The organism is Streptococcus sp. FSL L8-0526 (genome assembly GCF_038007145.1).
Taxonomy (GTDB): Bacteria; Bacillota; Bacilli; order Lactobacillales; family Streptococcaceae; genus Streptococcus; species Streptococcus thermophilus.
Genome location: NZ_JBBOWP010000001.1, coordinates 1,147,666 through 1,168,386 on the forward strand (window position 1 = coordinate 1,147,666; position 20,721 = coordinate 1,168,386).

Genomic DNA, 20,721 nt, shown 5'->3' on the forward strand with positions numbered 1-20,721 from the left:
AATGGCTAAAAATAAAATTGAATATGAAAAAACAAAAACTGTTTTAGGCGACAACTGGCACGTTGTTGTCGATGGAAAATGGATGTTCTATCCATTCAGCAGTAACTTAGAAGAATTAAAAAATTTTGTTAAAATCTTCGAAAATGAAATTTTCGAAAAAAGATATAGTGGAGAAAATTATGGTTTGGGCTACTATATCTGTGGGTATAACGGAGATGCCCAAACTAGGTTAGTTAACAAATGGTCAGAACGTGGTGTCCATGTATTTTAATAAAAGAGGAGAAACAAAATGAAAATTTTTAACTGGATTTGGTCAAGCAAGAAACCAGAAACAGTAGAGGTTCCAAAATGGACGTCATGGGAAGAAAATGAACGCAAATACGAAAAAATTCATGCGTATCTGCGCCAGCAAGTAGCAAAAATGCGAGCTGAAAATAAACAATAATAGTATTTAGTGCGTTCAATCCGTAGCCACTCCCCGATGTGCGGAGTGCAACTAAATACCCCAAAACTAAAAATAAATATAAATAAAACCCAAAACTACCTTCTTGAAAATTTAATATTTACGAAGCACATCGGGGGATGGGTGCGGATTGAAGCGCTAAAAAACACGGGTAAAAGCCCGTGTCGTATAAAACATTTAAGAATATTATATCATGACAATTTAAATAAAAAAAGTAACTGGAGAGGGTAAATGGCTAGCGTACGACTGGCACGACTATTTTAACGAAAGAGAGATAAGATTAATGCATATTAATGAAGTAAAAAACAATGCTTTTTACCAATTTCCGCAATGGCTCTTAAAAGAAGAACATTATAAGAATTTGGGCGATAAAGCAAAGCTAATGTATATGCTGCTGTTCGACCGCAGAACGTTGTCAATTAAAAATAAATGGTATGACGATGACGGTCAGATTTACATGTATTTTACAAATGAGCAGTTCATGAAAGAGCTTAATTGCTCAGAAAAAACAATTATAAAAGCAAAAAAAGAACTTTCTCAAATAGGGTTATTGAAAGAGGTTAGACAAGGAATCAATAAGCCTAATCGCTTGTATATCAACGGAACTGTAGAAAGTACAGGTCAAGACCTGAAAAAAGTACAGTACGGAACTGTAGAAAGTACAGGTCAAGACCTGAAAAAAGTACAGTACGGAACTGTAGAAAGTACAGGTCAAGACCTGAAAAAAGTACAGGGAATCAATACTAATAATATCAATACTAATATATCAATACTAAGTAATCAACAACAAGAGGAAGTTGATGAAATCCGTAAATCTTACGATATGTTTTTTGAAGCTTTTCCGAAGCAACGAAAAAATGCATTTATTCAACAAGACATCCTTGCAGATATTAATGAATTTGGAAACGAGCTTTACCAATACGCTTTAAAACTAGCTATGACTAACGAAGCTAACTACCCATCGTATATTGAAAGAATATTTATTTCATGGCGAAATGAGGGGATAACTACTTTAGAACAAGCAAAAGAAAAACAAAGTAAGCATAGCAACAGTAAGCCAGATAAAGATTACTTTTCCAACAAGTCAAATAGTGACAAACCCAAGTTTGGACCAGCTTGCAGTAAGTATTAAGGAGTCACTTCTATGAGTTTAGATCAAACAGCTAGACAGATGCGACAGCTATATATGACTACTAGTGATAAATACTGCGAGAAGCACAATCGAAACTTTGTCACTATTCAGCTCCCGAACAGCAAACCATACACTGTATGCGAGAGTTGTCATCGTGAAGAGCAAGAGCAACAGAATTCTATTAAAGCGCAGGAACAATATGAGCGTGAGCAAGAGCAAAAACGTCTATACTTTCTCAAAGATTTCAGCTTACTAGATGATGATTTGAAAAACGCTAGCTTTGACAATTACCAAGCAGCAACCAGAGAGCAAAAAGAGGACTTGAAAAACGTTAGAAGTCAACTAAGAGGATACCTAGACGGACAGGATTACAATATCGTCCTCATCGGTGACACTGGTGTCGGTAAGAGTCATCTAGCTTATTCAGCGCTCAAAGCCTTGTCTGATCATACAAAAAAGATGGGGCTATTCATCAACGTAGTTGACCTACTAGCCAAAATTAAAGAGGACTTTAGCCTTGAAGCTGAATATATCAGACGTATATCCGAAGCTGACTGGCTGGTGCTTGATGATTTGGGAACCGAGAAAGTGACAGAGTGGTCTAACGGCATCTTGTACAGCATATTGAACAAAAGAACAAAGACCATAATTACAACAAACTTAAGCCCACAGGATATCATGGGCACTTACGGTAAACGTGTATATTCAAGGATTTTCAAGAAGACAGGACTTGGAACGACGAACGAACACGTTTACAAGTTTAAAACACAGCAAGACAAGAGGATGATGCTATGACAGAAACAGAAGTAAAATTAAAGCTCTTTGAGGACTACGAGAGCATTCATGGACTTGTAGTATCAGAAGGGCACAAACAGAAAATGATGGATGAATTAGATTTATACTCATTCATCAGTAAAATCAACGAATATATGTATTTTGCTAAGAAATCAACGCAGATTTTTAGCCAACACTAGAAAACCCTTCTAAAATCGATTTTAAGACGTGTGTTTTTATCTGTGGCGTAAATAGACTATGACACTGTAAAAATTGCACTACACCCTCTTAAATTGAGAATTAGGGCATATGAAAGGGAAATGATATGAAGAATGAATTACAAAGTACAAAAGGAGAGTATTTGACCGACTTGCAACATCTTGATGGCGAAACGTTGAGGAATTTCGTCGATCCCAAACATCAAGCAAGTCCACAAGAACTACAAACATTGCTAGCAATCGTTAAGAACCGCAATCTTAACCCTTTTACTAAAGAGGTCTATTTCATTAAGTATGGAAACAACCCTGCTCAAATCGTAGTATCAAAAGACGCATTCATGAAGCGAGCTGAACAAAATCCGAATTACGACGGATTTGAAAGTGGCGTAATCTACGAGGATGAAAAAGGTGAGCTTAAAACTAAAAAAGGTGTAATCTTGCCACGCAAAGGAACATTAATTGGCGGTTGGTGTGCAGTGTATCGAAAAGATAGAAGTCGTCCAATATATCGTGAAGTTGAATTGTCAGCTTATAACACGCATAAAAATTGGTGGCAGAAAGCACCTGGTCAAATGATTGAAAAGGTGGCAATCGTGGCAGCCGTTCGAGATGCATTCTCCGAGAATGTGGGCGGTCTTTACACTGCAGATGAAATGGAACAAGCTGCACCTATCGACGTTACACAACGAGAAACGCAAGAGGATGTTAAGATTCGTAAAATAGCACAAGTTGAGCAATACAGACAAGAGCAATCTCAACCAGTTCAATCAGAGCCAGAACTAGTTGAAGACGTAGCTGAAGCTGAAGAACAACAAGAAGTCAATCCTAATTTCATTAGTATCGAGCAACGTAACATTATCGAGAAACAAATCAATGAATTAGCTTTAATCACGGGAAAGCCAGCCGAAACAGTAGCTAATTACTATTTGAATAAGTACAAACTCAACGATTTTCATGAATTACTTGTGTCTGGATTTGAAATTGTGACCAACGACATTCAAACACAGATAAATAATAGAAAGGCTAACTAGATATGAAGGATATAACAAACAATTTTCTTGAAACAATCGAGCCAGTATATACGCCGGGAATAATTAAGTTTGATTTCGACAGATTCGATGCAGCTATCAAAGCGGCAGTTAGCGAGTTATCAGACGAACAACTAGACAATCTTGAATATAACGATATTAAGGATGAATTTACACGTTTCAACAGCTTGCTGACGAAACTTGAAACTAAACGAAAAGAAATTGCAAAAGTTTATAAAAACCCTTTGACAGAGTTTGAATCTAATTTCAAGTCATCTAAAGAGCCACTCAAAGAAATTATTGACAAATTGCGTGCCAAACGAGATGAGATTGACGAACATCATAGAATGCTACGAGTTGACCACGTTAGATCAGTGTTTGAAAAAAAGTGTGAGTTTGCAGGGATAGATAAGGATACATTCAAGGATAAGTACGATGGATATTCTTTAAAGAAATATTTCAAAGACAGGAAGATTGAACTCAAAACAGAAACCATCGAAGAAATTGATGCACTCGTTTTGGCTGAATATGACCGCATCGAAGAACACAAAGCAAACATTGAGATGATTGAGGAACAAGCCCTTGATTATGAGTTGCCAGCGGAACCTTACACTAGAGCGTTGAACAATGACGCACCTCTAGTTGAAATCCTCAAGCAAATGAAGATGGACCGTGATGCAGCCGTTGAACGCAAGCAGCAAGTAGAAGCCAAGCAAAAAGCAGAAGCGGCACGCCTAGCAGAAATTGAAGCAATGGCTAAACAATCAGCTAACGAGGAAATTAAAGCAGTCAATGCCGAAACTGGTGAAGTTATCGAAAAATCAAAACCAGCAGATGAAACTCCAATCAAACCAGTTGAGCCATATAAAATCGATATTTCTCTAACCTTCCACGGTGGAGAGAAACAATGGCATCAATTTGCTAAATTGCTGGAAGATAACTTTATAAACTATGAAATTTTATAATTTTTAAGAGGAGAAAAAACATGATTAACAATACAGTTTTAGTTGGAAGATTAACTAAAGACCCAGAGTTTAAATACACAGGTAGCAACATCGCAGTCGCATCTTTCAGCCTTGCGGTTAACCGTAACTTTAAGGATGCTAATGGTGAGCGTGAAGCAGACTTTATCAATTGCGTTATCTGGCGCCAGCAAGCTGAAAATTTGGCTAATTGGGCTAAAAAAGGCGCATTGATTGGGATTACTGGACGTATTCAGACTCGTAGCTATGAAAATCAACAGGGGCAACGAGTGTATGTGACAGAGGTAGTCGCTGAGAATTTCCAAATGCTAGAAAGTCGTGCAGCGCGTGATGGGGGTAATGCTAACAACAGTTATAGCCAACAGCAAGGGTCAAACTTTGCAAGAGAAAGCGGACCTTACGGGAACTCAAGCCCTATGGACATCAGTGATGATATGCTACCGTTCTAATATACTGCTATGAAGATGATTCTAAACATTGAGCCAAAGCCACAGACACGTCCCCGTTTTAGCAAATTCGGAACTTATGAAGACCATAAAATGAAAGCTTGGCGTCGTCAGTGCTCACAACTTATCGAGCAAGAATATGACGGACAATTATTTGACGGACCGATTATGGTTGATGTCACTTTTTACATGAAAGCTCCTTTAAAGGTTTCAAAAAAGCCCACGCCAAAAGCTAGAGCTAAAACGTGGGACATATTCAAGAAATTCATGGATGAAAGACTTTGGCATGCGAAAAGACCCGATATTGACAACCTAATCAAAGCGCTCTTTGATAGCATTTCAAACGCTGGATACAACAAGGTTGATAAGAAGGGTATCGTTTGGACGGATGACAGCATCGTTTGTGGTTTAATAGCTCGCAAGAAGTACAGTACTAACCCACGCATTGAATTAGAAATCAAGGAGCTTGGATGAAAAGCAAGTACAAAGATAAGTTAGTCGGTATATATGCTCCAGGAAGCTACGGACATACTAGTGTGTTGGGTCAAACACAAGAGTTTTCGAAGTGGTTCTGGGAAAACCACAAAGACATAGATTTAATCAGCGATAAGTTAGGAATTAGTAACAATAAACTCAATCGCATCCTAACGCTGGAGCAGTTACCAGATGATGAATTATTAGGAAGGATGATGGAATTATGCAACAGAAAGTGAAATTTTTCGATAAGCTTTGCGACACTGACACGCTTGACGAAGAAATAAACGCATGGATAGAAAACTACGACAAGGAATTGATAGACGTGAAACTAACCGTAGATCGAGACGCATTGTACACAGCAACAGTAATCTACATAAATAAAAGCGAGGGTGAACTATGACAATTATTAGACTGCAAAATCCATACATGGATGAAACTATCAAGGTGGAAGAAGACTATAAACGTATCTTGGACATACTGAAATGGATTGAGGAAGGGAATATGGATTATCTTCAGTTACAGCAGATTGAACCAGAAAAAAGAATAATAACTATCAGCCCTAAGAATTTCGCAAAGATTGATTACTATGAGGCGGAGGAAGTAGAAGATGAAGTATAAAGTAATAACATATTTTGATCACATGGAAGATGATGTAGAAATCTATGAGAATAAAGATGAAGCTATCAAAAGATTGCATCATCTAAGAGGTGTTAAATATCGCAATTTACGATTGTATAAAGTAGAAATGGTGGAAGTAGATGGTTAGATATGAACTATTTAACGACCATTTTGAAAACGCAAAACGCTATCAAATTCCAAGAGCGCAATTAATAATTGCAGACATTCCATATAACTTAGGAAACAACGCTTACGCAAGTGATCCACGTTGGTATAAAGATGGTAGTAATGAAAATGGAGAGTCGAAACTAGCTGGTAAGTCATTCTTTGATACAGATAACGATTTTAAAATTAATAACTTCTTTGATTTTTGCGCACGGCTCTTAAAGAAAGAACCTAAAGAAAAAGGCAAGGCACCAGCAATGATTGTATTCCACGCATGGCAACAGAGGGATATGGTTATTGAGTGCGGAAAGAAGCATGGATTTAAAAATGCCTATCCACTATATTTTACCAAGAAATCTAGCCCGCAAGTATTAAAAGCAAATATGAAAATCGTAGGAGCTACCGAAGAAGCCACTGTACTATATCGTGATAAACTACCTAAGTTTAATAATAATGGCGCAATGGTTTTAAATCATATGCCTTGGGAGAAGGATAGTTCTTATCCTACAATTCATCCCACACAGAAACCAATTCCAGTATTGAAAAGATTAATTGAACTCTTCACAGACCCAGAAGATGTTGTTATTGATCCAGTAGCTGGAAGTGGTTCTACTATTCGAGCTGCTGTTGAAATGAATCGGAATGCTTATGGTTTTGAAATCAAGAAAGAATTTTATAAAAAGGCACAATCAGAAATGTTAAGCACATTTCAAACCAGTTTGTTTTGAGGAAGTAGAACAAATGACGATATATGAGTTTTTAAATTAGAAGGTAAATTAAATGACAAGAGAAGAAGCGGTTAAGAAATTAGTAACGGCAGGAAGACTATCAGTAGCACACGTTGAAGATTTCTATGATTCAATTATTCCTAAACCAGTAGTACCGCAGTTTGTGGCGGATTGGTATGAGGAACATAAGGATGAATTTTACTTAAATTTACATCGTGTGGTTCGGGATTTCTTCGAACATTTGAATGATTATTATTTTAATGAAAATCCAATAGATTATGATTTTGCATGTTGGTATTACAACACCAAAAATGCTATCCAGATTCTCGTCAACATGCACCAGTTTGGCTATGAGGTTGAGGAAGAAAAACGATATACAGTGAGAATCCGAAACTTAGATGATGAAGAAACTTATTTGAATTATGATAGATTCAGAGAAACGTGGGTATTTTACAGCCGAGAAGATACAGACCGTTTTAGAACAACACACACCACAAAACAGCTAGAAGATGGTTGTTTTGGATGGGTATTTGATTGCGAAGGTTTTGAAGTGATAGAGGTGGAATAAGTGATCAGAATTAAACAGTTACGAAAAGAAAGAAAGCTATCAATAGTCGATGTAGCTGAACACACGGGAGTGCAAAAACTGAATATTTTAAAATGGGAACACGGAACAAGTCAAATAAGTATAAGGGAAGCCAAAAAGCTAGCTGAATACTTTGATGTTAGTATTGGATATCTGTTAGGGTTTGATGATGTATCAGTAAAGGACACTTTCACTGATCTAATCGCTAAAATCAATCACTGGGCGGACGAACGTAACTTAAAACAAGCTGACCCTAAGATTCAGTGGATGCGTATCACGGAAGAAGTCGGAGAAATTCGGGATGTACTATTGAAACCGACTAAATTCACAGACCCACAAATAGCACTTAAAGATGCTATCGGAGACACACTAGTAACGATTATCGTATTGGCACATCAATTAGATCTAGATGTAACGGAGTGTCTAAGTATTGCATATGAAGAGATTAAAAATCGAAAAGGGAAGATGATAAATGGAACGTTTGTTAAAGAGGACGACCTATAGAGAGCTAAACGTAGCCATTGCCTTACTACTGGCATCCCTAATTATCAATGTTGGAACGTTAATCAGTGTAGTCAATAGACCAGTTAAACCTATTATCGTGTATAAGGCTGATAACGCTACTGTAATGCATGGAAAAATCACAGGTAAGCAGATGATAGGGAAATTATACACGCTCGATTGTGGGGCGTATGGTAAGTTTCTAGTGAGCAAGGAGCAATATGACAGTGTTAACGTTGGCGATGATATACCTAGCTATTTGAAAGGAAATTAAGATGACAGAAACTATTAAACTACCAGACGGATTCTGGCCAGATTCGCATGATTTTAAAAACGCACGATATGGCTCATTGGAAGAACTCAAAGAGTTACTACTCTATAAGCGTATCGTTAAGTGGAATAAAGACCACCTAGAACTTGAAGATGGGACAAAGGTAACTATTGAGATGTCAGAAAATGATTGCTGTGCCTATGCTGGCGGTGAATTCAAAGATGTCAAGCTAGACGCTATTATTACTGATATTAAAATTGGTGAACAAGAAACAGTGGGATGGGAAGATGGGTCATCAGAAAGTTATAATACGGTTACTATTTACCACAATCAAAATCCAATAGCTTTGGCAGAGTGTGAGGCTGATGATGGCAATGGCGGTTTTTATTACAGTGTAGGCTCTCTGGTGATTGGTGATATTCATTTTCCAGTTGTTGAGGCGTAGGAGATAATCAATGAATAAATGTATGAGCTAGATTTACCTTTTGCACTAATCATGAATAGCAACGGGTTGTTTGACAGCAAATCAAGATTCGAATTGTTTAGAAACAATAATTTTGAGTTGCTAATTCCAAAAGGAAGAATGAAATTCTTTGATGAAAGTATGACAGTTAGGAATAATCCTAACTTCCAAAGCATTTATGTTTGCAATAAAATATTACCAAATAAAATTGAGTTTACAGATATGAATACAAAAAGTTAAAGGAAGAGGACAATGAAACTTAAATTTAGAGCGTGGCACAAAGAGTTAAAAAAGATGTTTGATGTTAAATCATTTGTATTCGCTATCTGTAATGCAACAATTGCAAGTCGTGACGACATTGTACCAAGCAGAACATGTTCATATGACGATATTATACTAATGCAATCCACAGGTCTGTTTGATAAGAACGGCAAGGAGATTTTTGGAAACGACATTGTGGAATGGAAACATAATGGTACAGGACGGCTTATCAGAGGTATCGTCAAGCGTGACGTTGATTTTGATTATTGGGGGGTGCAAGTTTGCCGTTTTGACGACTTAACACCATTTGGGCATTTAGCAAACCAAAAAGTAACCGTGTTGGGCAATATATACGAAAATAAAGAATTGTTGGAGGAATTGAAATGACTGAAACAGAAAGCTTTAAACAAGGTGTAACGCTTGGAAGTATTCTGCATTGTTTTTTTAGCGCACCTTTATTTTATCTAAACGGTAAAGAGATACAAAGTTTAGATGGACTAGACTTAAATAACACAATGGTTACTAGCATCTATATAGATTACTTAGGAAACCTAACGCTTGAATTAGAAGGGCGGAAGAAATGATTGAAAAACTAGAGCCTTGCTTGGCAAAAATAGGTAAATGTTGGGAAAGAGCCGATTTTGTTGGAGTATTCCAATATTCTTATACTCACGGAGATAGCCCAATGGTTGGTGGTTATAAAGCTGGACAGATTTCATATCCAATTGCAGTTGTTCGTTTTGGTGGTAAATTGTATCAGTTAAAACTTAATGAAATTGACTTTTGTGAGGAAAACAAATGACTGAAAAATTAGGTGTGTTACTGGTCGATGTACCAGAACCGAGAATGTGGGAATATACCTATGTCGAATTAGATGAAGACAGAGGTAGGGTTAGCGTTGAACAAACCGAAGTAGTAGGCGTGGTATCTCAATTCGGGTACAAATGCACCGAAGAAGAAGCAAAAAAATACCCACAATTCAGATGGGTATCGTTGGAGGAATTATGAAAGAGTTCTTATATAAAAATCCAGAATTATTTGAGGAGTTGTTAAGCCATGAAGCGATATGAGTACGCAGGGCTGACTAAAGAGCTACATCAAAGGCTAACTCTAGAGTTTGACACGTTAAAAGAACAACATCATAGGACATTCACAAAGTACGTTATGCAAACGAAGCAGTGTGACCGATTACAGGCTAGAAAATATTTTCAAAGATTTGACAATGTAACCAAAGAGCGTTCTAAGTTATCGCCCGTGACATTAGACGATATGCGTGAGTATATCACTGACGGACTCGCAAACGACTTAGAGAACTATCTGTCAAAACACTGTTTTAGTAGCTCCGCAAAGTGTCGGCCAGGTACCGACAAGAGAAATGCTGGACTGCCTGAGGAACTCTTTAAACAGTATTGCGAGGAAATCAAATCATTAAAAGCTAAATACCCAAACAGTTTCACCGCCTACATCATGGATGTTAAAGGGTGCAAATATCAAAAAGCCAATAACATACGGACAGCGATAAATACACTCTATACAGAGATTGGGATAGTGACACCTCGCAAGGTAATCCAACTTGAAGGTCTTCTATCTAGAGAGCTATTTGGCAAAATAGCTAAATATGTATTTAATAAGTATGAATGGCCGGAAAGCCTAGATAAAGAGGTTGATCGGATTTATTTAGAGTATCGCACCAAAGATAATCTAGGTCGTGATAAAGAAAGTGTTAAACGGACGCTATTCAAAGCGATTTCAATGGGCTTATAGTGGTTCGAATCCACTATGAGTTGTTAATTCCAGTCAATTTAAATTTAGGAGGAAGCCTATTTTCTTTCAATCAAAACATAATCAAAGTGAGACTGGTAACTTTGAAATCTTAAGCAAGGGAGGCGATAACAGCGTAAAACCATCTATTTCGGTATATTCCCATCTTAATTCTTGTAGCGTTCGAGGGTTCGACTCCCTCGCTCGCTGTTAGTCTGTCGTGACTAGGTAACTTTTTCGACACAACGTCAAGCTGACAGACCTTGACACCAATTAAACAGCAAAGGAGGACAAAAAAAGACCGGCATAAACGCCAGCCCTATCTTTTTGGAAAATAACAATACTATTATAACACAAAAAGGGGTCGAATAATGCTGTTGCCGGAAATTGATGAAAAAGCAACTATTAGAGGTTGCAAGCGAAAACTTCGAGAATATCCACGGTGGCGAGAGATTGCACACGATAGCTCTGAGCAAAAAATAACGAAAGAGTTTACGTTTATGCCCCGTGGCACAGGTGGAGTAAATAAGCCAGTTGAAAACATTGCAATTAGGCGAGTTGATGCACTTAATGAGTTGGAAGCTATAGAGCAGGCCGTCAGTGGTCTATATCGTCCAGATTATCGTAGGATACTGATAGAAAAATATCTAGAGTTTCCACCCAAACCCAACTGGCAGATAGCTCAATCAATCGGCTTTGAACGCACTGCATTCCAAGAGCTTTTAAACAACTCTATCCTAGCTTTCGCAGAATTGTATCGTGATGGTCGGTTAATTGTGGAGCGTTGAAAAAAATGGTATTTTAGCGGAATTTTAACGGTCTCTATTAACTGTTTTAAGTGGTATTATTATATTATCGAAGAAGAAAGAAAAGACGGCTCATTTGTGGGTTGTCTTTTCTTTGATTAAATAATGAAGGAGGTGGACATATTGGGCTAAATCAACGACAGAAAATATTTGCGGATGAATACTTGATTTCTGGCATAGCTTACAATGCGGCTCTTAAAGCTGGATATTCTGAAAATTACTCTAAAACTAGAGCTCATAAATTGTTAGAAAATGACAGAATCAAGGCTTATATCGAAGAACGACTGAAAGAGCTTGAGAAGAAGAAAATAGCAAAACAAGACGAAGTTATGCAAGTCTTCACTTCGATTCTGAGGCAGGAACTCGTGGAAGAAGTTGTAGAGCTAAATGCCGCTACAGGTCAGTTTGTCAAGACTAAAAAACCACCGTCCATCTCTGAGGTCATCAAGGCAGGAAGCGAACTTATGAAACGCTACCCGACTGAAAAACAAGCTGAGAAGATGCAACTTGAGATTGACAAACTCAAGGCTCAAGTCGGTGGCGATGAGGGCCAAGATGATAAAATAGCTGGCTTCCTTGACATCATTAAAGGAGCTGTAAGCGATGGACTTGAGTAAGCTCTATACCAAGAGACAGTTGGAAGTACTTAATTACATCTGGAATCACGATTGGTTTATCTGTGGTCTTCACGGCGCTAAGCGAGCAGGAAAGACAGTAGTTAACAATGATACATTCGTAACCGAGTTAAGCCGTGTCAGAAAGATTGCTGACTGTTTAGGTGTAGATGAACCTATCTATATCTTAGCGGGTACATCGTCAACGTCGATACAGAATAACGTCTTACAAGAACTTTATAACAAGTATGGCTTTGAACCAAAATACGATAAGCATGGGTCTTTCGTGTTTTGCGGTGTAAAAGTCGTGCAGGTCTACACTGGTTCTATTTCTGGTCTTAAGCGAGCCCGTGGTTTCACAGCTTTCGGGGCTTACGTTAACGAGGCATCGTTAGCTAATGAGGTTGTCTTCAAAGAGATTATCTCACGCTGTTCCGGTGAAGGCGCTCGTGTGGTTTGGGATAGTAACCCAGATAATCCCAATCACTGGCTTAATCGAGATTATATTGGCAAAAATGACGGAAAGATTATAGATTTCAGCTTCAAGCTTGATGACAATACTTTCTTATCAAAACGCTATATAGACTCTATCAAAGCAGCTACGCCCAAGGGCAAATTCTACGATAGAGATATCAATGGGCTTTGGACAGTGGCTGAAGGCGCTATCTACGCTGATTATGACAGCAAGATACACGTAGTTGATGAATTGCCAGATATGAAACGATATTTTGGTGGCATTGACTGGGGTTATACTCACTACGGCTCTATCGTGGTAGTTGGTGAAGGTGTAGATGGCAACTTCTATCTTGTCGATGGCGTAGCAGCGCAATTCAAAGAGATAGATTGGTGGGTAGAACAAGCAAGGAAACTGACTGGCATCTATGGGAACATTCCGTTATATGCTGATAGTGCCCGCCCTGAGCACGTAGCAAGATTTGAAAATGAAGGCTTTGATATTAGTAACGCTAACAAGTCAGTAATTGCTGGCATAGAACTTATCGCTAAATTATTTAAAGAAGAAAAATTATATGTTAAGCGAGGATTTGTACCTCGCTTTTTCGACGAGATCTATCAGTACCGATGGAAAGAGAACAGCACGAAGGATGAGCCGTTAAAAGAATTTGATGACGTGCTGGATAGTGTGAGATACGCTATATATTCTGATTATCTCATCGGTACTACAGAGCGAGCAAGCTATGATGACTTGCTTAGTATGTTTAGGTAGGAGGAATGATGGAACAGACACTATTTACGGACAGCACTGGTCAGGAACGGGTTTTAAACTTGCGATTCCATCGAGAGTCCCGCATTCGCTATCGAGCTGATAGCTTAGAGGAACTGGTTGAAAATAATTGGGAGTTGCTGAAAAATTTCATCAATCACCACAAAATGAGACAAGTTCCACGAATTCAAGAGCTTATGGACTACGCACGGGGAGAGAATCATGACGTTCTCAAGTCTGGCAGACGTAAAGATAACGAAATGGCTGATAAACGAGCCGTGCACAACTACGGCCGTATGATTAGCAAATTCAAAACTGGGTATCTTGCTGGTAACCCCATACGAGTTGAATATGAGGATGAAGACGATGGCACTCAAAATAATGAGGCAATTAAACGCCTAGGGCGTATTAATGACATCGATACACACAACAGAACGCTTATTAGAGACTTGTCGCAAGTTGGTCGAGCTTATGAGCTCATCTATCGTAGCGAGTACGATGAGACACGTATCAAGAGGCTCAACCCACTAGAGACGTTTGTAATCTATGACAACTCTCTAGAAGACAATTCAGTTGCGGCTGTCCGTTATTATAAGCGTGGTCTCTTAGATGGTGCTAAGGAAGTTATCGAAGTTTACACATCTGAATATATCTATACTCTTGACGCTTCGGATGATTTTGCAGAGATATCAATCACACCTCATGCATTTGGTACTGTGCCAATTACTGAGTTTCTGAATAACGTTGATGGCATTGGTGATTATGAGACTGAACTCTACCTAATCGACTTATATGATAGCGCAGAATCTGACACAGCTAACCACATGAGTGACATGGCTGATGCTATCCTCGCCATTTATGGAGATTTGGCATTACCTAAAGGCATGGATGCCAGCGATATGAAACGCACGCGCCTCATGCAACTTAAACCGCCTAAATCGGCAGATGGCAAAGAGGGCACGGTCAAAGCTGAATACCTCACGAAGTCTTATGATGTGTCTGGTGCAGAAGCATATAAGACACGGTTAAACAGGGATATTCATATATTTACTAACACCCCAGACATGTCAGATACGAATTTCAGCGGTAACACGTCTGGTGAGGCGTTGAAATATAAGTTATTCGGTCTAGACCAAGACAGAGTTGACACGCAATCACAATTCACTCAAGGGTTGAAACGTCGCTATCGTCTTGCTGCTCGTATTGGTTCTTTGGTTAACGAATTTAAAGATTTTGATGAAAGTCTATTGAAAATCACATTCACACCAAACCTTCCAAAATCGTTAAATGAGCAAGTATCTATTTTGACAGGCTTGGGTGGTCAAGTTTCGCAAGAAACTGCTCTTAGTCTTTCAGGATTAGTAGAGAGTCCTAACGAAGAGTTAGAAAAAATAAACAAAGAGGCGTCTGAAATTGATTTTAAGGGGTATCCTAGCGATTTTAATGAACATGTAGGCAAATATACCGACGAGGTAAAAGAAACGCATACAGACGATTTTGAGAGGGTTTATGAATGACATATTGGTCAAAGCGGACCCTTCGCGAGAGAGAAGCAAATATCAAAAAGGGTGAAGCTGAGTTTAAGAAAGAACTTGAAGCACTATATAATTTGCAACTTTCACAGCTTCGAAAAGAACTAGACGCGTATATTCAAAAATTCGCTAACAAAAACGGATTAAGCGTTAGTGATGCTAAACGAAAAGCAGACAGCTTTGATATTAAGGCTTTTGAAACAAAAGCTAAAAAGTATGTAGCTGACAAAGATTTTAGTCCAAAGGCAAACAGAGAGCTTCGAGACTATAACTTCTCTATGTCGGTTGGTCGTCAAGAACTGCTCATTCAAGAATTAGAACTTGAACTTTTAGCATTATCAGAGGGCGAACGCAAACTGACCGATGATTATCTTAAGAACGGTTATAAGAGCGAGATTGCAAGAGAGAGCTTACTAGCTCAGACAGTACCTCGTGGAAAAACGCTTGAAAAGTATATGGAAGCTGCTGTCAATGCTAACTTCGAGGGTGCTGAATGGTCAGAGCGTATCTGGAAGAGACAGGAAAAGCTTCGCAAATTAGTCAAGACCGAAGTCACAAGAGCTCTTATACGAGGCGAGAATGGGATAACCATTGCTCGAAGAATACGCAAATACATGGACGCATCACGCACTGACGCTGAACGATTGGCAATCACAGAGCATGCTAGAGTGCAGACGTTAGCTCAAGAGAGCATCATGAAAGAGAATGGCTTTAAGCATTTCAAACTCATGCCAGAATCGAGAGCGTGTGACATTTGTAAAGAGATTGGTAAGGAGACAGAAAAGAATCCTGTCAGAATTGCTGACATGGAAATCGGAACGAATGCTCCACCTATTCACCCATACTGCCGCTGTGCAGTCGTTGAGGTTGAATAGTGAGTGCACCATGTTTTAAAGAAACCGTAGAGGGCGAGCCTCTAATGGTGCATAGGGCTATTTTAAGCCCTAAATAAATAATACTAGCGTGGCTCGTAAGTGAATACACTAGACAAGACTAGATAAGGAGTAGCTAACCATATCGTGGCTTAGAAAGTGTATAGCTTGTGGGACTAGATAGGAGAACATAATGGAAACAGATAACACAACAGTTGAAACGGTCGAAACTGAGGAAGTAAGCCATGACGTTGATAACAATCAACCGAGCGACTTCCAAGCACCGCAATCACAGTCAGAACTTGATAGTATTGTAAACAAAGCAGTCCAAACTGCTTTGAAGAATCAGAAGAAGAGCGAAGAAACTCGAATCAATGAGGCAATCGCTAAAGCGTTAAAGAAAGAACAAGACTATTCTAAATTATCGGCTGCTGAGCGGGCTAGCAAGGAATTCGAAGACCGAAAAGCAGAATTTGAAAAACAAGTAGCACAATTTGAGTTTGAAAAACTCAATATGGCAGTCAAAGAAGACCTCGTTTCAAAAGGGTTACCAGTTGAACTAGCTGGGATGTTTAGCCATGCCGAAAACGCCTCAGAAGCTCTCAAATTGGTTGGTACTTTTGAGAAAGTCTTTAACGATGCCGTAGCTGAGAAAGTAAAGAGTACCATCCGCCAGAATGCTCCTAAAGCGGCAAGCGTTGGCGGCACTCAGACAGATAATTTTGGAGCAAAACTTGCTAAGTCTACAAACGTGACGACTGCTCGTCTTATCTAAGAAAGGAAAGGAATTTTAAAATGCCAACAACAACTATTTTCGACACATCGAATATTGTCCGCTCATTGCCCTACAAAGCAGTGTCAGCGACAGTAGACAAATCTTACCCAGGCGTAACCGTAGATGGTAAGAAATACATCAAAGCAGGAACACTCGTAGCAGGTAACGGTGGCTCAATTTTTGATGACCGAACAAAAACTGTAGTTGAAAACAAAACAGAACCAGAGGGAATTGTACTCTATGACGTAGATTTAACAATCGAGAACACTGTATCAGTGCTCTATGCTGGTGAAGTTTACAAAGACAAAGTTAATGGTGGTTCTGTAGATAGCGCCATCACAAAAGCTTTGCCACTCGTTAAATTTATCTCACAGAAATAAAAGGAGGAATATTAAAACATGGGACTTATTTACGATAAAGTAACAGCATCTAATATTGCTGGTTATTTCAACACATTGCAAGAAAATGTTGACTCTACTTTGGGTGAGTCTATCTTCCCTGCACGCAAACAACTTGGGACTAAATTGTCTTACATTAAAGGTGCTTCTGGTCAATCTGTTGCTTTAAAAGCTGCTGCATTTGATACGAATGTGACCATTCGTGACCGTGTTAGTGCTGAAATACACGATGAACAGATGCCGTTCTTTAAAGAGGCTATGCTTGTCAAGGAGAATGACCGTCAACAACTCAACCTTGTAAAAGACACTGGCAACGAAGCTTTAGTTAACACAATCGTAGCGGGTATTTTCAATGACAACTTGACACTTGTCAATGGTGCGCGTGCTCGTCTTGAAGCTATGCGTATGCAAGTGCTTGCCACAGGTAAAATTGCATTTACGAGCGATGGAGTTAACAAAGATATCGATTATGGTATTAAACCAGACCATAAGAAACAAGTATCTAAGAGCTGGGCAGAACCTGGTGCTACACCTCTTGCAGATTTGGAAGATGCTATCGAAACAGCGCGTGAACTTGGTCTTAACCCAGAACGTGCAATTATGAATGCTAAAACATTCGGTCTTATTCGCAAGGCTGCATCTACAGTTAAAGCTATTAAACCATTGGCAGGCGATGGGTCATCAGTTACTAAAGCTGAACTTCAGAATTATGTAGCTGATAATTTTGGTGTGGAAATTGTTCTTGAAAATGGTACTTACCGAAACGAAAAAGGTGAAGTTTCTAAATTCTTCCCTGACGGCCACCTGACTCTTATCCCTGACGGACCGCTTGGAAACACTGTTTTTGGTACAACTCCAGAAGAATCAGACTTATTCGCTGATAACACTGTTAATGCTGACGTTGAAATCGTTGACAGCGGTATTGCAGTAACAACTACTAAAACCACTGACCCTGTTAATGTTCAAACTAAAGTATCTATGGTAGCATTACCATCATTCGAACGTTTGGACGATGTTTACATGCTTACTGTAATTCCTGGGGTTTAAGAGGTACTGATATGAATGTTGTACTAAAAGCGTTCAAAGATAAAACAAATGGCAAAGTATACTTTGCTGGTGATGTGTACGATGGTGAACGTACTGAAGAACTCATCGGGCTAGGGTACGTACAAGACGACAAACCAAAGAAAAAAACTAGAGCTAAGAAAACCACTGAATAGTGAGGTATGGCGTGATGGCGTTAGATAAAGATAGAGTTATTAAGAATGTCTCGGTTGACCTTAACACTAATGATGATGCCTTGCTTAAAATTTTGCTAGAGCGTGTCGTTAACCACTTTAAATCAGAGTATGATGTCGAAGAGATTGATGACAAGTTAGCTTTCATTTTCGAGGATTGTGTCATCAAACGTTTCAATCGTCGAGGTGCTGAAGGTGCTAAATCTGAATCAGTAGATGGTCATTCAATGTCTTACTACGATAACGAAACTGAATTTAAGCCTTACGACAATATGCTTCAGCGTTTATATGGAACTTCTGGAGAGTCTAAAGAGGGTGAGGTGCTATTTCTATGAGATACGCTGATACCGTAGTGCTAAAATATATCGATAAGACACAAAAGCACTACGACCCAGACTTAGGACGTATGGTTGGCGGTAAGGAAGTAGCTAAGACAACAGCATGTAATGTGACTGGTGCTAGCCTTGAATTGCAAGCCAAACTAGGAGACCTGTTAAACGCCAATAGCATCGTCGTTAGGTTTAGAAGCCCTATCAAAGATGGAGTTGACACGATTGAATATAACGGTAGCAAATACAAACCTGTTACTGTCAGAAGCTATCTAACTGGTCTAAACGCCATCTATGCCAACAAGGTGATGAAATAATATGGCTACAATCGAATTTGAAGGATTGGATGAAATGGCTCGAAATCTTCTTAAAAACGCCTCTTCAGAAAGACGTTCAAAGGTTTTGAGGAAGTATGGTTCAAAACTGAAAGAAGCTGCTATTAAAAGAGCACAATTCAATAAAGGCTATTCAACGGGTGCTACTCGTAGAAGTATTACTCTGCAAGTTGAAAGCGATAAAGCAATTGTCGAAGCCTTGACTAGTTATTCAGGATATCTCGAAGTAGGCACACGGAAGATGGAGGCACAACCATTCATGAAACCAGCACTCGAAGAAGTGGTGCCAGAAATGGTCGAAGAAATGGCTAAATGGGATGAAACATGAAACAACCTGATCAATTACTTCATGATGAAATGTATCGGATTAGTCATGAGTTAGGATACGACACTTACACATATTTGCCACCAGACGACGTGGCTTACCCATTCGTTGTAATGGGGGAAACAATGGTCTTGCCACAATCCACAAAATCGCACTTGATAGGTCGTTTATCATCTACGGTGCATGTTTGGGGACGTGTGGATGACCGAAAAACATTATCAGATATGGCTGGACAGTTAATGTCTAGCTTTTTTGCTATCAAAAACATTGGCGGAATGCAGTTTTCAGCAGAAGTCAACAAGTCGTCAATTGATAGCAATCGAGACAATAGCACAGATGAAGTACTATATCACTTCATCATCTATACTTATTTTAAATTTATTTAACAGGAGGAAAAAATGGCTGATACTAATAAAGAAGCACTTTTGGGGAAAGATAAAATCTTGATGTTCCGAAAATTCGGAGACAAAAAAGCGGCAGCTAAACTTGCCCTACAAACAGAGCACGAATGGGAATACTCACGTGATGCAGATAGTACCAAAACCAAAGACGGTGCAGTTGTTTCTGACGGTGGCCTTGAAACTAAACTATCAATTAACGCTATTGGTACTAAAGATGACCTCAATGAAATGCTAAAAAAATCAGTAGTTGACGGTTATAAAGTCGAAGTTTGGGAAATTGATTTGGCTGACAAAAAATCAAATGGTAAATACGGTGCTCTCTATGCGATTGGACGTTTGTCAAATTGGAAAGTGCCAGCTAACGTAGAAGACCTTGTAGAAATTGAATCAGAATTGACTATCGAAGGTAAACCACAAGAAGGTGAAGCTACATTGACGGGCGACCAAATTAAAGAAATTCAATACACATTCCAAGACACTACGCAACCTTCAGGCCTCGGCGTTTAATAGTATGTAATTATCTTGAGCCAAACTTTTTTTCGGTTTGGCTTTTTATTTTAAAAAAAATAGGAGTAAACAAACAATGCACACGATCACAATTGAAGGTAAAGACTACACTTTGACATACGGTTTTGAATTTATCCGCGAACTAGACAAGCGCTACGCAGTTTCTGATGGTAGTGTTTCGTTCGGCTTCGGGGTACAGCATGCAGTCGTTGACTTGCAACAAAAAAACCCTGTAATTTTGCTTGATATCATTCAAGCAGCAACAATCACAGAGCGTCAGAAGCCATCTGTTAAGGGCATTGAAGCTTATGTTATTGAAGAGGCCGAAAATGACCGCCTTGATTCATTATTTGATGATTTTTTATCGGAATTACGTACGCAACCTTTGACAAAAGCGACAGTGAAACGAGTAGAAGAAGCAACAGAGTAGCCAAAACAACGAGTGATAACCAAAATTCAGCCGAAGTATACGAGGAATTAATCACGAATGCT

General features: G+C 38.9%; 37 protein-coding genes. All 37 read left to right on the forward strand.

Translation table 11 applies throughout. The annotated features are described in order from the left end of the window. Position 1 precedes the first annotated feature (1 nt). The 37 genes from NSQ85_RS06055 to NSQ85_RS06235 all read left to right on the forward strand — a co-directional run bounded on the left by NSQ85_RS06055 (position 2) and on the right by NSQ85_RS06235 (position 20,659). Positions 2–271, forward strand: a complete 270-nt coding sequence (locus tag NSQ85_RS06055; protein ID WP_340781368.1) for a hypothetical protein — start codon at positions 2–4, stop codon at positions 269–271. An 18-nt stretch (positions 272–289) separates the two neighbouring features. Continuing rightward, positions 290–445 carry a hypothetical protein gene (locus NSQ85_RS06060; RefSeq protein ID WP_340781370.1) on the forward strand — a complete coding sequence of 52 codons (156 nt, stop codon included), beginning with the start codon at positions 290–292 and terminating at the stop codon, positions 443–445. A 301-nt stretch (positions 446–746) separates the two neighbouring features. Next, on the forward strand, positions 747–1,595 hold the full coding sequence (locus tag NSQ85_RS06065; RefSeq protein WP_340781371.1) for a replication initiator protein A: 849 nt from the start codon (positions 747–749) through the stop codon (positions 1,593–1,595). Between the two features lie 12 nt (positions 1,596–1,607). Beyond that, positions 1,608–2,390, forward strand: coding sequence for an ATP-binding protein (locus NSQ85_RS06070; protein ID WP_340781372.1), 783 nt, complete (start codon positions 1,608–1,610; stop codon positions 2,388–2,390). After that, positions 2,387–2,569 (forward strand): hypothetical protein, encoded by a 183-nt coding sequence (locus NSQ85_RS06075; RefSeq protein WP_340781373.1) that lies wholly within the window; start codon positions 2,387–2,389, stop codon positions 2,567–2,569. The genes NSQ85_RS06070 and NSQ85_RS06075 overlap by 4 nt, the downstream gene beginning before the upstream one ends. A gap of 125 nt (positions 2,570–2,694) precedes the next feature. After that, positions 2,695–3,618, forward strand: a complete 924-nt coding sequence (bet, locus tag NSQ85_RS06080) for a phage recombination protein Bet (RefSeq protein ID WP_340781375.1) — start codon at positions 2,695–2,697, stop codon at positions 3,616–3,618. Between the two features lie 2 nt (positions 3,619–3,620). Beyond that, entirely contained in the window at positions 3,621–4,580 is a 960-nt protein-coding gene (locus tag NSQ85_RS06085; RefSeq protein WP_340781376.1) for a DUF1351 domain-containing protein, read from the forward strand. Between the two features lie 20 nt (positions 4,581–4,600). Then, entirely contained in the window at positions 4,601–5,047 is a 447-nt protein-coding gene (gene ssb / locus NSQ85_RS06090; protein WP_340781377.1) for a single-stranded DNA-binding protein, read from the forward strand. Positions 5,048–5,056: 9 nt separating this feature from the next. After that, a complete protein-coding gene (locus NSQ85_RS06095) occupies positions 5,057–5,518 on the forward strand; it encodes a RusA family crossover junction endodeoxyribonuclease (protein ID WP_340781378.1) in 462 nt (153 codons plus the stop codon). Further along, positions 5,515–5,757: a hypothetical protein gene (locus tag NSQ85_RS06100; protein ID WP_340781379.1), complete on the forward strand. Its 243-nt coding sequence runs from the start codon at positions 5,515–5,517 to the stop codon at positions 5,755–5,757. The genes NSQ85_RS06095 and NSQ85_RS06100 overlap by 4 nt, the downstream gene beginning before the upstream one ends. A gap of 160 nt (positions 5,758–5,917) precedes the next feature. Then, the gene (locus tag NSQ85_RS06105) at positions 5,918–6,139 is read left to right on the forward strand and encodes a hypothetical protein (protein ID WP_260224460.1); all 222 of its coding nucleotides are present in this window, start codon (positions 5,918–5,920) and stop codon (positions 6,137–6,139) included. After that, positions 6,129–6,287, forward strand: coding sequence for a DUF7204 family protein (locus tag NSQ85_RS06110; RefSeq protein ID WP_340781380.1), 159 nt, complete (start codon positions 6,129–6,131; stop codon positions 6,285–6,287). Before NSQ85_RS06105 ends, NSQ85_RS06110 begins: the two co-directional genes overlap by 11 nt. Continuing rightward, positions 6,280–7,032: a DNA-methyltransferase gene (locus NSQ85_RS06115; RefSeq protein ID WP_340781381.1), complete on the forward strand. Its 753-nt coding sequence runs from the start codon at positions 6,280–6,282 to the stop codon at positions 7,030–7,032. The genes NSQ85_RS06110 and NSQ85_RS06115 overlap by 8 nt, the downstream gene beginning before the upstream one ends. A 52-nt stretch (positions 7,033–7,084) precedes the next feature. Continuing rightward, entirely contained in the window at positions 7,085–7,600 is a 516-nt protein-coding gene (locus NSQ85_RS06120; RefSeq protein ID WP_340781383.1) for a DUF1642 domain-containing protein, read from the forward strand. Continuing rightward, on the forward strand, positions 7,601–8,122 hold the full coding sequence (locus NSQ85_RS06125) for a helix-turn-helix domain-containing protein (RefSeq protein ID WP_340781384.1): 522 nt from the start codon (positions 7,601–7,603) through the stop codon (positions 8,120–8,122). It begins immediately after the preceding gene. Beyond that, entirely contained in the window at positions 8,100–8,393 is a 294-nt protein-coding gene (locus NSQ85_RS06130; protein WP_340781385.1) for a DUF1372 family protein, read from the forward strand. Before NSQ85_RS06125 ends, NSQ85_RS06130 begins: the two co-directional genes overlap by 23 nt. Position 8,394: 1 nt before the next feature. Continuing rightward, positions 8,395–8,835 carry a DUF7448 domain-containing protein gene (locus NSQ85_RS06135; protein WP_340781386.1) on the forward strand — a complete coding sequence of 147 codons (441 nt, stop codon included), beginning with the start codon at positions 8,395–8,397 and terminating at the stop codon, positions 8,833–8,835. A 270-nt stretch (positions 8,836–9,105) separates the two neighbouring features. Continuing rightward, a complete protein-coding gene (locus NSQ85_RS06140; protein WP_340781387.1) occupies positions 9,106–9,501 on the forward strand; it encodes a YopX family protein in 396 nt (131 codons plus the stop codon). Beyond that, positions 9,498–9,698, forward strand: a complete 201-nt coding sequence (locus NSQ85_RS06145; RefSeq protein ID WP_340781388.1) for a hypothetical protein — start codon at positions 9,498–9,500, stop codon at positions 9,696–9,698. The genes NSQ85_RS06140 and NSQ85_RS06145 overlap by 4 nt, the downstream gene beginning before the upstream one ends. Further along, complete coding sequence (locus NSQ85_RS06150; protein WP_340781389.1) at positions 9,695–9,916, forward strand: hypothetical protein; 222 nt, start codon at positions 9,695–9,697, stop codon at positions 9,914–9,916. Before NSQ85_RS06145 ends, NSQ85_RS06150 begins: the two co-directional genes overlap by 4 nt. Beyond that, complete coding sequence (locus tag NSQ85_RS06155) at positions 9,913–10,122, forward strand: hypothetical protein (RefSeq protein WP_340781391.1); 210 nt, start codon at positions 9,913–9,915, stop codon at positions 10,120–10,122. The genes NSQ85_RS06150 and NSQ85_RS06155 overlap by 4 nt, the downstream gene beginning before the upstream one ends. Positions 10,123–10,170: 48 nt before the next feature. Then, the gene (locus tag NSQ85_RS06160) at positions 10,171–10,878 is read left to right on the forward strand and encodes a DUF1340 domain-containing protein (RefSeq protein ID WP_340781393.1); all 708 of its coding nucleotides are present in this window, start codon (positions 10,171–10,173) and stop codon (positions 10,876–10,878) included. 368 nt (positions 10,879–11,246) lie between these two features. Continuing rightward, positions 11,247–11,663, forward strand: a complete 417-nt coding sequence (locus tag NSQ85_RS06165; protein ID WP_340781394.1) for an ArpU family phage packaging/lysis transcriptional regulator — start codon at positions 11,247–11,249, stop codon at positions 11,661–11,663. Positions 11,664–11,803: 140 nt separating this feature from the next. Next, on the forward strand, positions 11,804–12,298 hold the full coding sequence (locus NSQ85_RS06170) for a terminase small subunit (protein WP_340781553.1): 495 nt from the start codon (positions 11,804–11,806) through the stop codon (positions 12,296–12,298). Further along, positions 12,285–13,520 carry a PBSX family phage terminase large subunit gene (locus tag NSQ85_RS06175; RefSeq protein ID WP_340781395.1) on the forward strand — a complete coding sequence of 412 codons (1,236 nt, stop codon included), beginning with the start codon at positions 12,285–12,287 and terminating at the stop codon, positions 13,518–13,520. Before NSQ85_RS06170 ends, NSQ85_RS06175 begins: the two co-directional genes overlap by 14 nt. 5 nt (positions 13,521–13,525) lie before the next feature. Continuing rightward, positions 13,526–15,034, forward strand: a complete 1,509-nt coding sequence (locus NSQ85_RS06180; protein ID WP_340781396.1) for a phage portal protein — start codon at positions 13,526–13,528, stop codon at positions 15,032–15,034. Next, positions 15,031–15,924, forward strand: a complete 894-nt coding sequence (locus NSQ85_RS06185; RefSeq protein ID WP_340781397.1) for a phage minor head protein — start codon at positions 15,031–15,033, stop codon at positions 15,922–15,924. Before NSQ85_RS06180 ends, NSQ85_RS06185 begins: the two co-directional genes overlap by 4 nt. Positions 15,925–16,114: 190 nt before the next feature. After that, positions 16,115–16,696 (forward strand): DUF4355 domain-containing protein, encoded by a 582-nt coding sequence (locus NSQ85_RS06190; protein ID WP_340781398.1) that lies wholly within the window; start codon positions 16,115–16,117, stop codon positions 16,694–16,696. Positions 16,697–16,716: 20 nt separating this feature from the next. Next, the gene (locus NSQ85_RS06195; RefSeq protein WP_340781399.1) at positions 16,717–17,076 is read left to right on the forward strand and encodes a hypothetical protein; all 360 of its coding nucleotides are present in this window, start codon (positions 16,717–16,719) and stop codon (positions 17,074–17,076) included. Positions 17,077–17,094: 18 nt separating this feature from the next. Continuing rightward, the gene (locus tag NSQ85_RS06200) at positions 17,095–18,141 is read left to right on the forward strand and encodes a major capsid protein (RefSeq protein ID WP_340781400.1); all 1,047 of its coding nucleotides are present in this window, start codon (positions 17,095–17,097) and stop codon (positions 18,139–18,141) included. An 11-nt stretch (positions 18,142–18,152) separates the two neighbouring features. Then, positions 18,153–18,314 carry a hypothetical protein gene (locus NSQ85_RS06205; protein WP_340781403.1) on the forward strand — a complete coding sequence of 54 codons (162 nt, stop codon included), beginning with the start codon at positions 18,153–18,155 and terminating at the stop codon, positions 18,312–18,314. A 14-nt stretch (positions 18,315–18,328) separates the two neighbouring features. Then, positions 18,329–18,667: a phage head-tail connector protein gene (locus NSQ85_RS06210; protein ID WP_340781406.1), complete on the forward strand. Its 339-nt coding sequence runs from the start codon at positions 18,329–18,331 to the stop codon at positions 18,665–18,667. Then, positions 18,664–18,978: a hypothetical protein gene (locus tag NSQ85_RS06215; protein ID WP_340781408.1), complete on the forward strand. Its 315-nt coding sequence runs from the start codon at positions 18,664–18,666 to the stop codon at positions 18,976–18,978. Before NSQ85_RS06210 ends, NSQ85_RS06215 begins: the two co-directional genes overlap by 4 nt. Before the next feature lies 1 nt (position 18,979). Next, entirely contained in the window at positions 18,980–19,324 is a 345-nt protein-coding gene (locus NSQ85_RS06220; RefSeq protein WP_340781410.1) for an HK97-gp10 family putative phage morphogenesis protein, read from the forward strand. Further along, positions 19,321–19,707, forward strand: coding sequence for a DUF3168 domain-containing protein (locus NSQ85_RS06225; RefSeq protein WP_084828642.1), 387 nt, complete (start codon positions 19,321–19,323; stop codon positions 19,705–19,707). Before NSQ85_RS06220 ends, NSQ85_RS06225 begins: the two co-directional genes overlap by 4 nt. Positions 19,708–19,719: 12 nt before the next feature. Continuing rightward, complete coding sequence (locus NSQ85_RS06230) at positions 19,720–20,229, forward strand: phage major tail protein, TP901-1 family (RefSeq protein ID WP_340781411.1); 510 nt, start codon at positions 19,720–19,722, stop codon at positions 20,227–20,229. Between the two features lie 76 nt (positions 20,230–20,305). Beyond that, positions 20,306–20,659, forward strand: coding sequence for a tail assembly chaperone (locus tag NSQ85_RS06235; protein WP_340781413.1), 354 nt, complete (start codon positions 20,306–20,308; stop codon positions 20,657–20,659). The last annotated feature ends 62 nt before the right edge of the window (positions 20,660–20,721 follow it).

What these genes read in the sequence shown, in the direction of transcription:
- NSQ85_RS06055 (WP_340781368.1), top strand. Translation starts at nt 2, where the DNA reads ATGGCTAAAAATAAAATTGAATATGAAAAAACAAAAACTGTTTTAGGC.
- NSQ85_RS06060 (WP_340781370.1), top strand. Translation starts at nt 290, where the DNA reads ATGAAAATTTTTAACTGGATTTGGTCAAGCAAGAAACCAGAAACAGTA.
- NSQ85_RS06065 (WP_340781371.1), top strand. Translation starts at nt 747, where the DNA reads ATGCATATTAATGAAGTAAAAAACAATGCTTTTTACCAATTTCCGCAA.
- NSQ85_RS06070 (WP_340781372.1), top strand. Translation starts at nt 1,608, where the DNA reads ATGAGTTTAGATCAAACAGCTAGACAGATGCGACAGCTATATATGACT.
- NSQ85_RS06075 (WP_340781373.1), top strand. Translation starts at nt 2,387, where the DNA reads ATGACAGAAACAGAAGTAAAATTAAAGCTCTTTGAGGACTACGAGAGC.
- bet (WP_340781375.1), top strand. Translation starts at nt 2,695, where the DNA reads ATGAAGAATGAATTACAAAGTACAAAAGGAGAGTATTTGACCGACTTG.
- NSQ85_RS06085 (WP_340781376.1), top strand. Translation starts at nt 3,621, where the DNA reads ATGAAGGATATAACAAACAATTTTCTTGAAACAATCGAGCCAGTATAT.
- ssb (WP_340781377.1), top strand. Translation starts at nt 4,601, where the DNA reads ATGATTAACAATACAGTTTTAGTTGGAAGATTAACTAAAGACCCAGAG.
- NSQ85_RS06095 (WP_340781378.1), top strand. Translation starts at nt 5,057, where the DNA reads ATGAAGATGATTCTAAACATTGAGCCAAAGCCACAGACACGTCCCCGT.
- NSQ85_RS06100 (WP_340781379.1), top strand. Translation starts at nt 5,515, where the DNA reads ATGAAAAGCAAGTACAAAGATAAGTTAGTCGGTATATATGCTCCAGGA.
- NSQ85_RS06105 (WP_260224460.1), top strand. Translation starts at nt 5,918, where the DNA reads ATGACAATTATTAGACTGCAAAATCCATACATGGATGAAACTATCAAG.
- NSQ85_RS06110 (WP_340781380.1), top strand. Translation starts at nt 6,129, where the DNA reads ATGAAGTATAAAGTAATAACATATTTTGATCACATGGAAGATGATGTA.
- NSQ85_RS06115 (WP_340781381.1), top strand. Translation starts at nt 6,280, where the DNA reads ATGGTTAGATATGAACTATTTAACGACCATTTTGAAAACGCAAAACGC.
- NSQ85_RS06120 (WP_340781383.1), top strand. Translation starts at nt 7,085, where the DNA reads ATGACAAGAGAAGAAGCGGTTAAGAAATTAGTAACGGCAGGAAGACTA.
- NSQ85_RS06135 (WP_340781386.1), top strand. Translation starts at nt 8,395, where the DNA reads ATGACAGAAACTATTAAACTACCAGACGGATTCTGGCCAGATTCGCAT.
- NSQ85_RS06140 (WP_340781387.1), top strand. Translation starts at nt 9,106, where the DNA reads ATGAAACTTAAATTTAGAGCGTGGCACAAAGAGTTAAAAAAGATGTTT.
- NSQ85_RS06145 (WP_340781388.1), top strand. Translation starts at nt 9,498, where the DNA reads ATGACTGAAACAGAAAGCTTTAAACAAGGTGTAACGCTTGGAAGTATT.
- NSQ85_RS06150 (WP_340781389.1), top strand. Translation starts at nt 9,695, where the DNA reads ATGATTGAAAAACTAGAGCCTTGCTTGGCAAAAATAGGTAAATGTTGG.
- NSQ85_RS06155 (WP_340781391.1), top strand. Translation starts at nt 9,913, where the DNA reads ATGACTGAAAAATTAGGTGTGTTACTGGTCGATGTACCAGAACCGAGA.
- NSQ85_RS06160 (WP_340781393.1), top strand. Translation starts at nt 10,171, where the DNA reads ATGAAGCGATATGAGTACGCAGGGCTGACTAAAGAGCTACATCAAAGG.
- NSQ85_RS06165 (WP_340781394.1), top strand. Translation starts at nt 11,247, where the DNA reads ATGCTGTTGCCGGAAATTGATGAAAAAGCAACTATTAGAGGTTGCAAG.
- NSQ85_RS06175 (WP_340781395.1), top strand. Translation starts at nt 12,285, where the DNA reads ATGGACTTGAGTAAGCTCTATACCAAGAGACAGTTGGAAGTACTTAAT.
- NSQ85_RS06180 (WP_340781396.1), top strand. Translation starts at nt 13,526, where the DNA reads ATGATGGAACAGACACTATTTACGGACAGCACTGGTCAGGAACGGGTT.
- NSQ85_RS06185 (WP_340781397.1), top strand. Translation starts at nt 15,031, where the DNA reads ATGACATATTGGTCAAAGCGGACCCTTCGCGAGAGAGAAGCAAATATC.
- NSQ85_RS06190 (WP_340781398.1), top strand. Translation starts at nt 16,115, where the DNA reads ATGGAAACAGATAACACAACAGTTGAAACGGTCGAAACTGAGGAAGTA.
- NSQ85_RS06195 (WP_340781399.1), top strand. Translation starts at nt 16,717, where the DNA reads ATGCCAACAACAACTATTTTCGACACATCGAATATTGTCCGCTCATTG.
- NSQ85_RS06200 (WP_340781400.1), top strand. Translation starts at nt 17,095, where the DNA reads ATGGGACTTATTTACGATAAAGTAACAGCATCTAATATTGCTGGTTAT.
- NSQ85_RS06205 (WP_340781403.1), top strand. Translation starts at nt 18,153, where the DNA reads ATGAATGTTGTACTAAAAGCGTTCAAAGATAAAACAAATGGCAAAGTA.
- NSQ85_RS06210 (WP_340781406.1), top strand. Translation starts at nt 18,329, where the DNA reads ATGGCGTTAGATAAAGATAGAGTTATTAAGAATGTCTCGGTTGACCTT.
- NSQ85_RS06215 (WP_340781408.1), top strand. Translation starts at nt 18,664, where the DNA reads ATGAGATACGCTGATACCGTAGTGCTAAAATATATCGATAAGACACAA.
- NSQ85_RS06220 (WP_340781410.1), top strand. Translation starts at nt 18,980, where the DNA reads ATGGCTACAATCGAATTTGAAGGATTGGATGAAATGGCTCGAAATCTT.
- NSQ85_RS06225 (WP_084828642.1), top strand. Translation starts at nt 19,321, where the DNA reads ATGAAACAACCTGATCAATTACTTCATGATGAAATGTATCGGATTAGT.
- NSQ85_RS06230 (WP_340781411.1), top strand. Translation starts at nt 19,720, where the DNA reads ATGGCTGATACTAATAAAGAAGCACTTTTGGGGAAAGATAAAATCTTG.
- NSQ85_RS06235 (WP_340781413.1), top strand. Translation starts at nt 20,306, where the DNA reads ATGCACACGATCACAATTGAAGGTAAAGACTACACTTTGACATACGGT.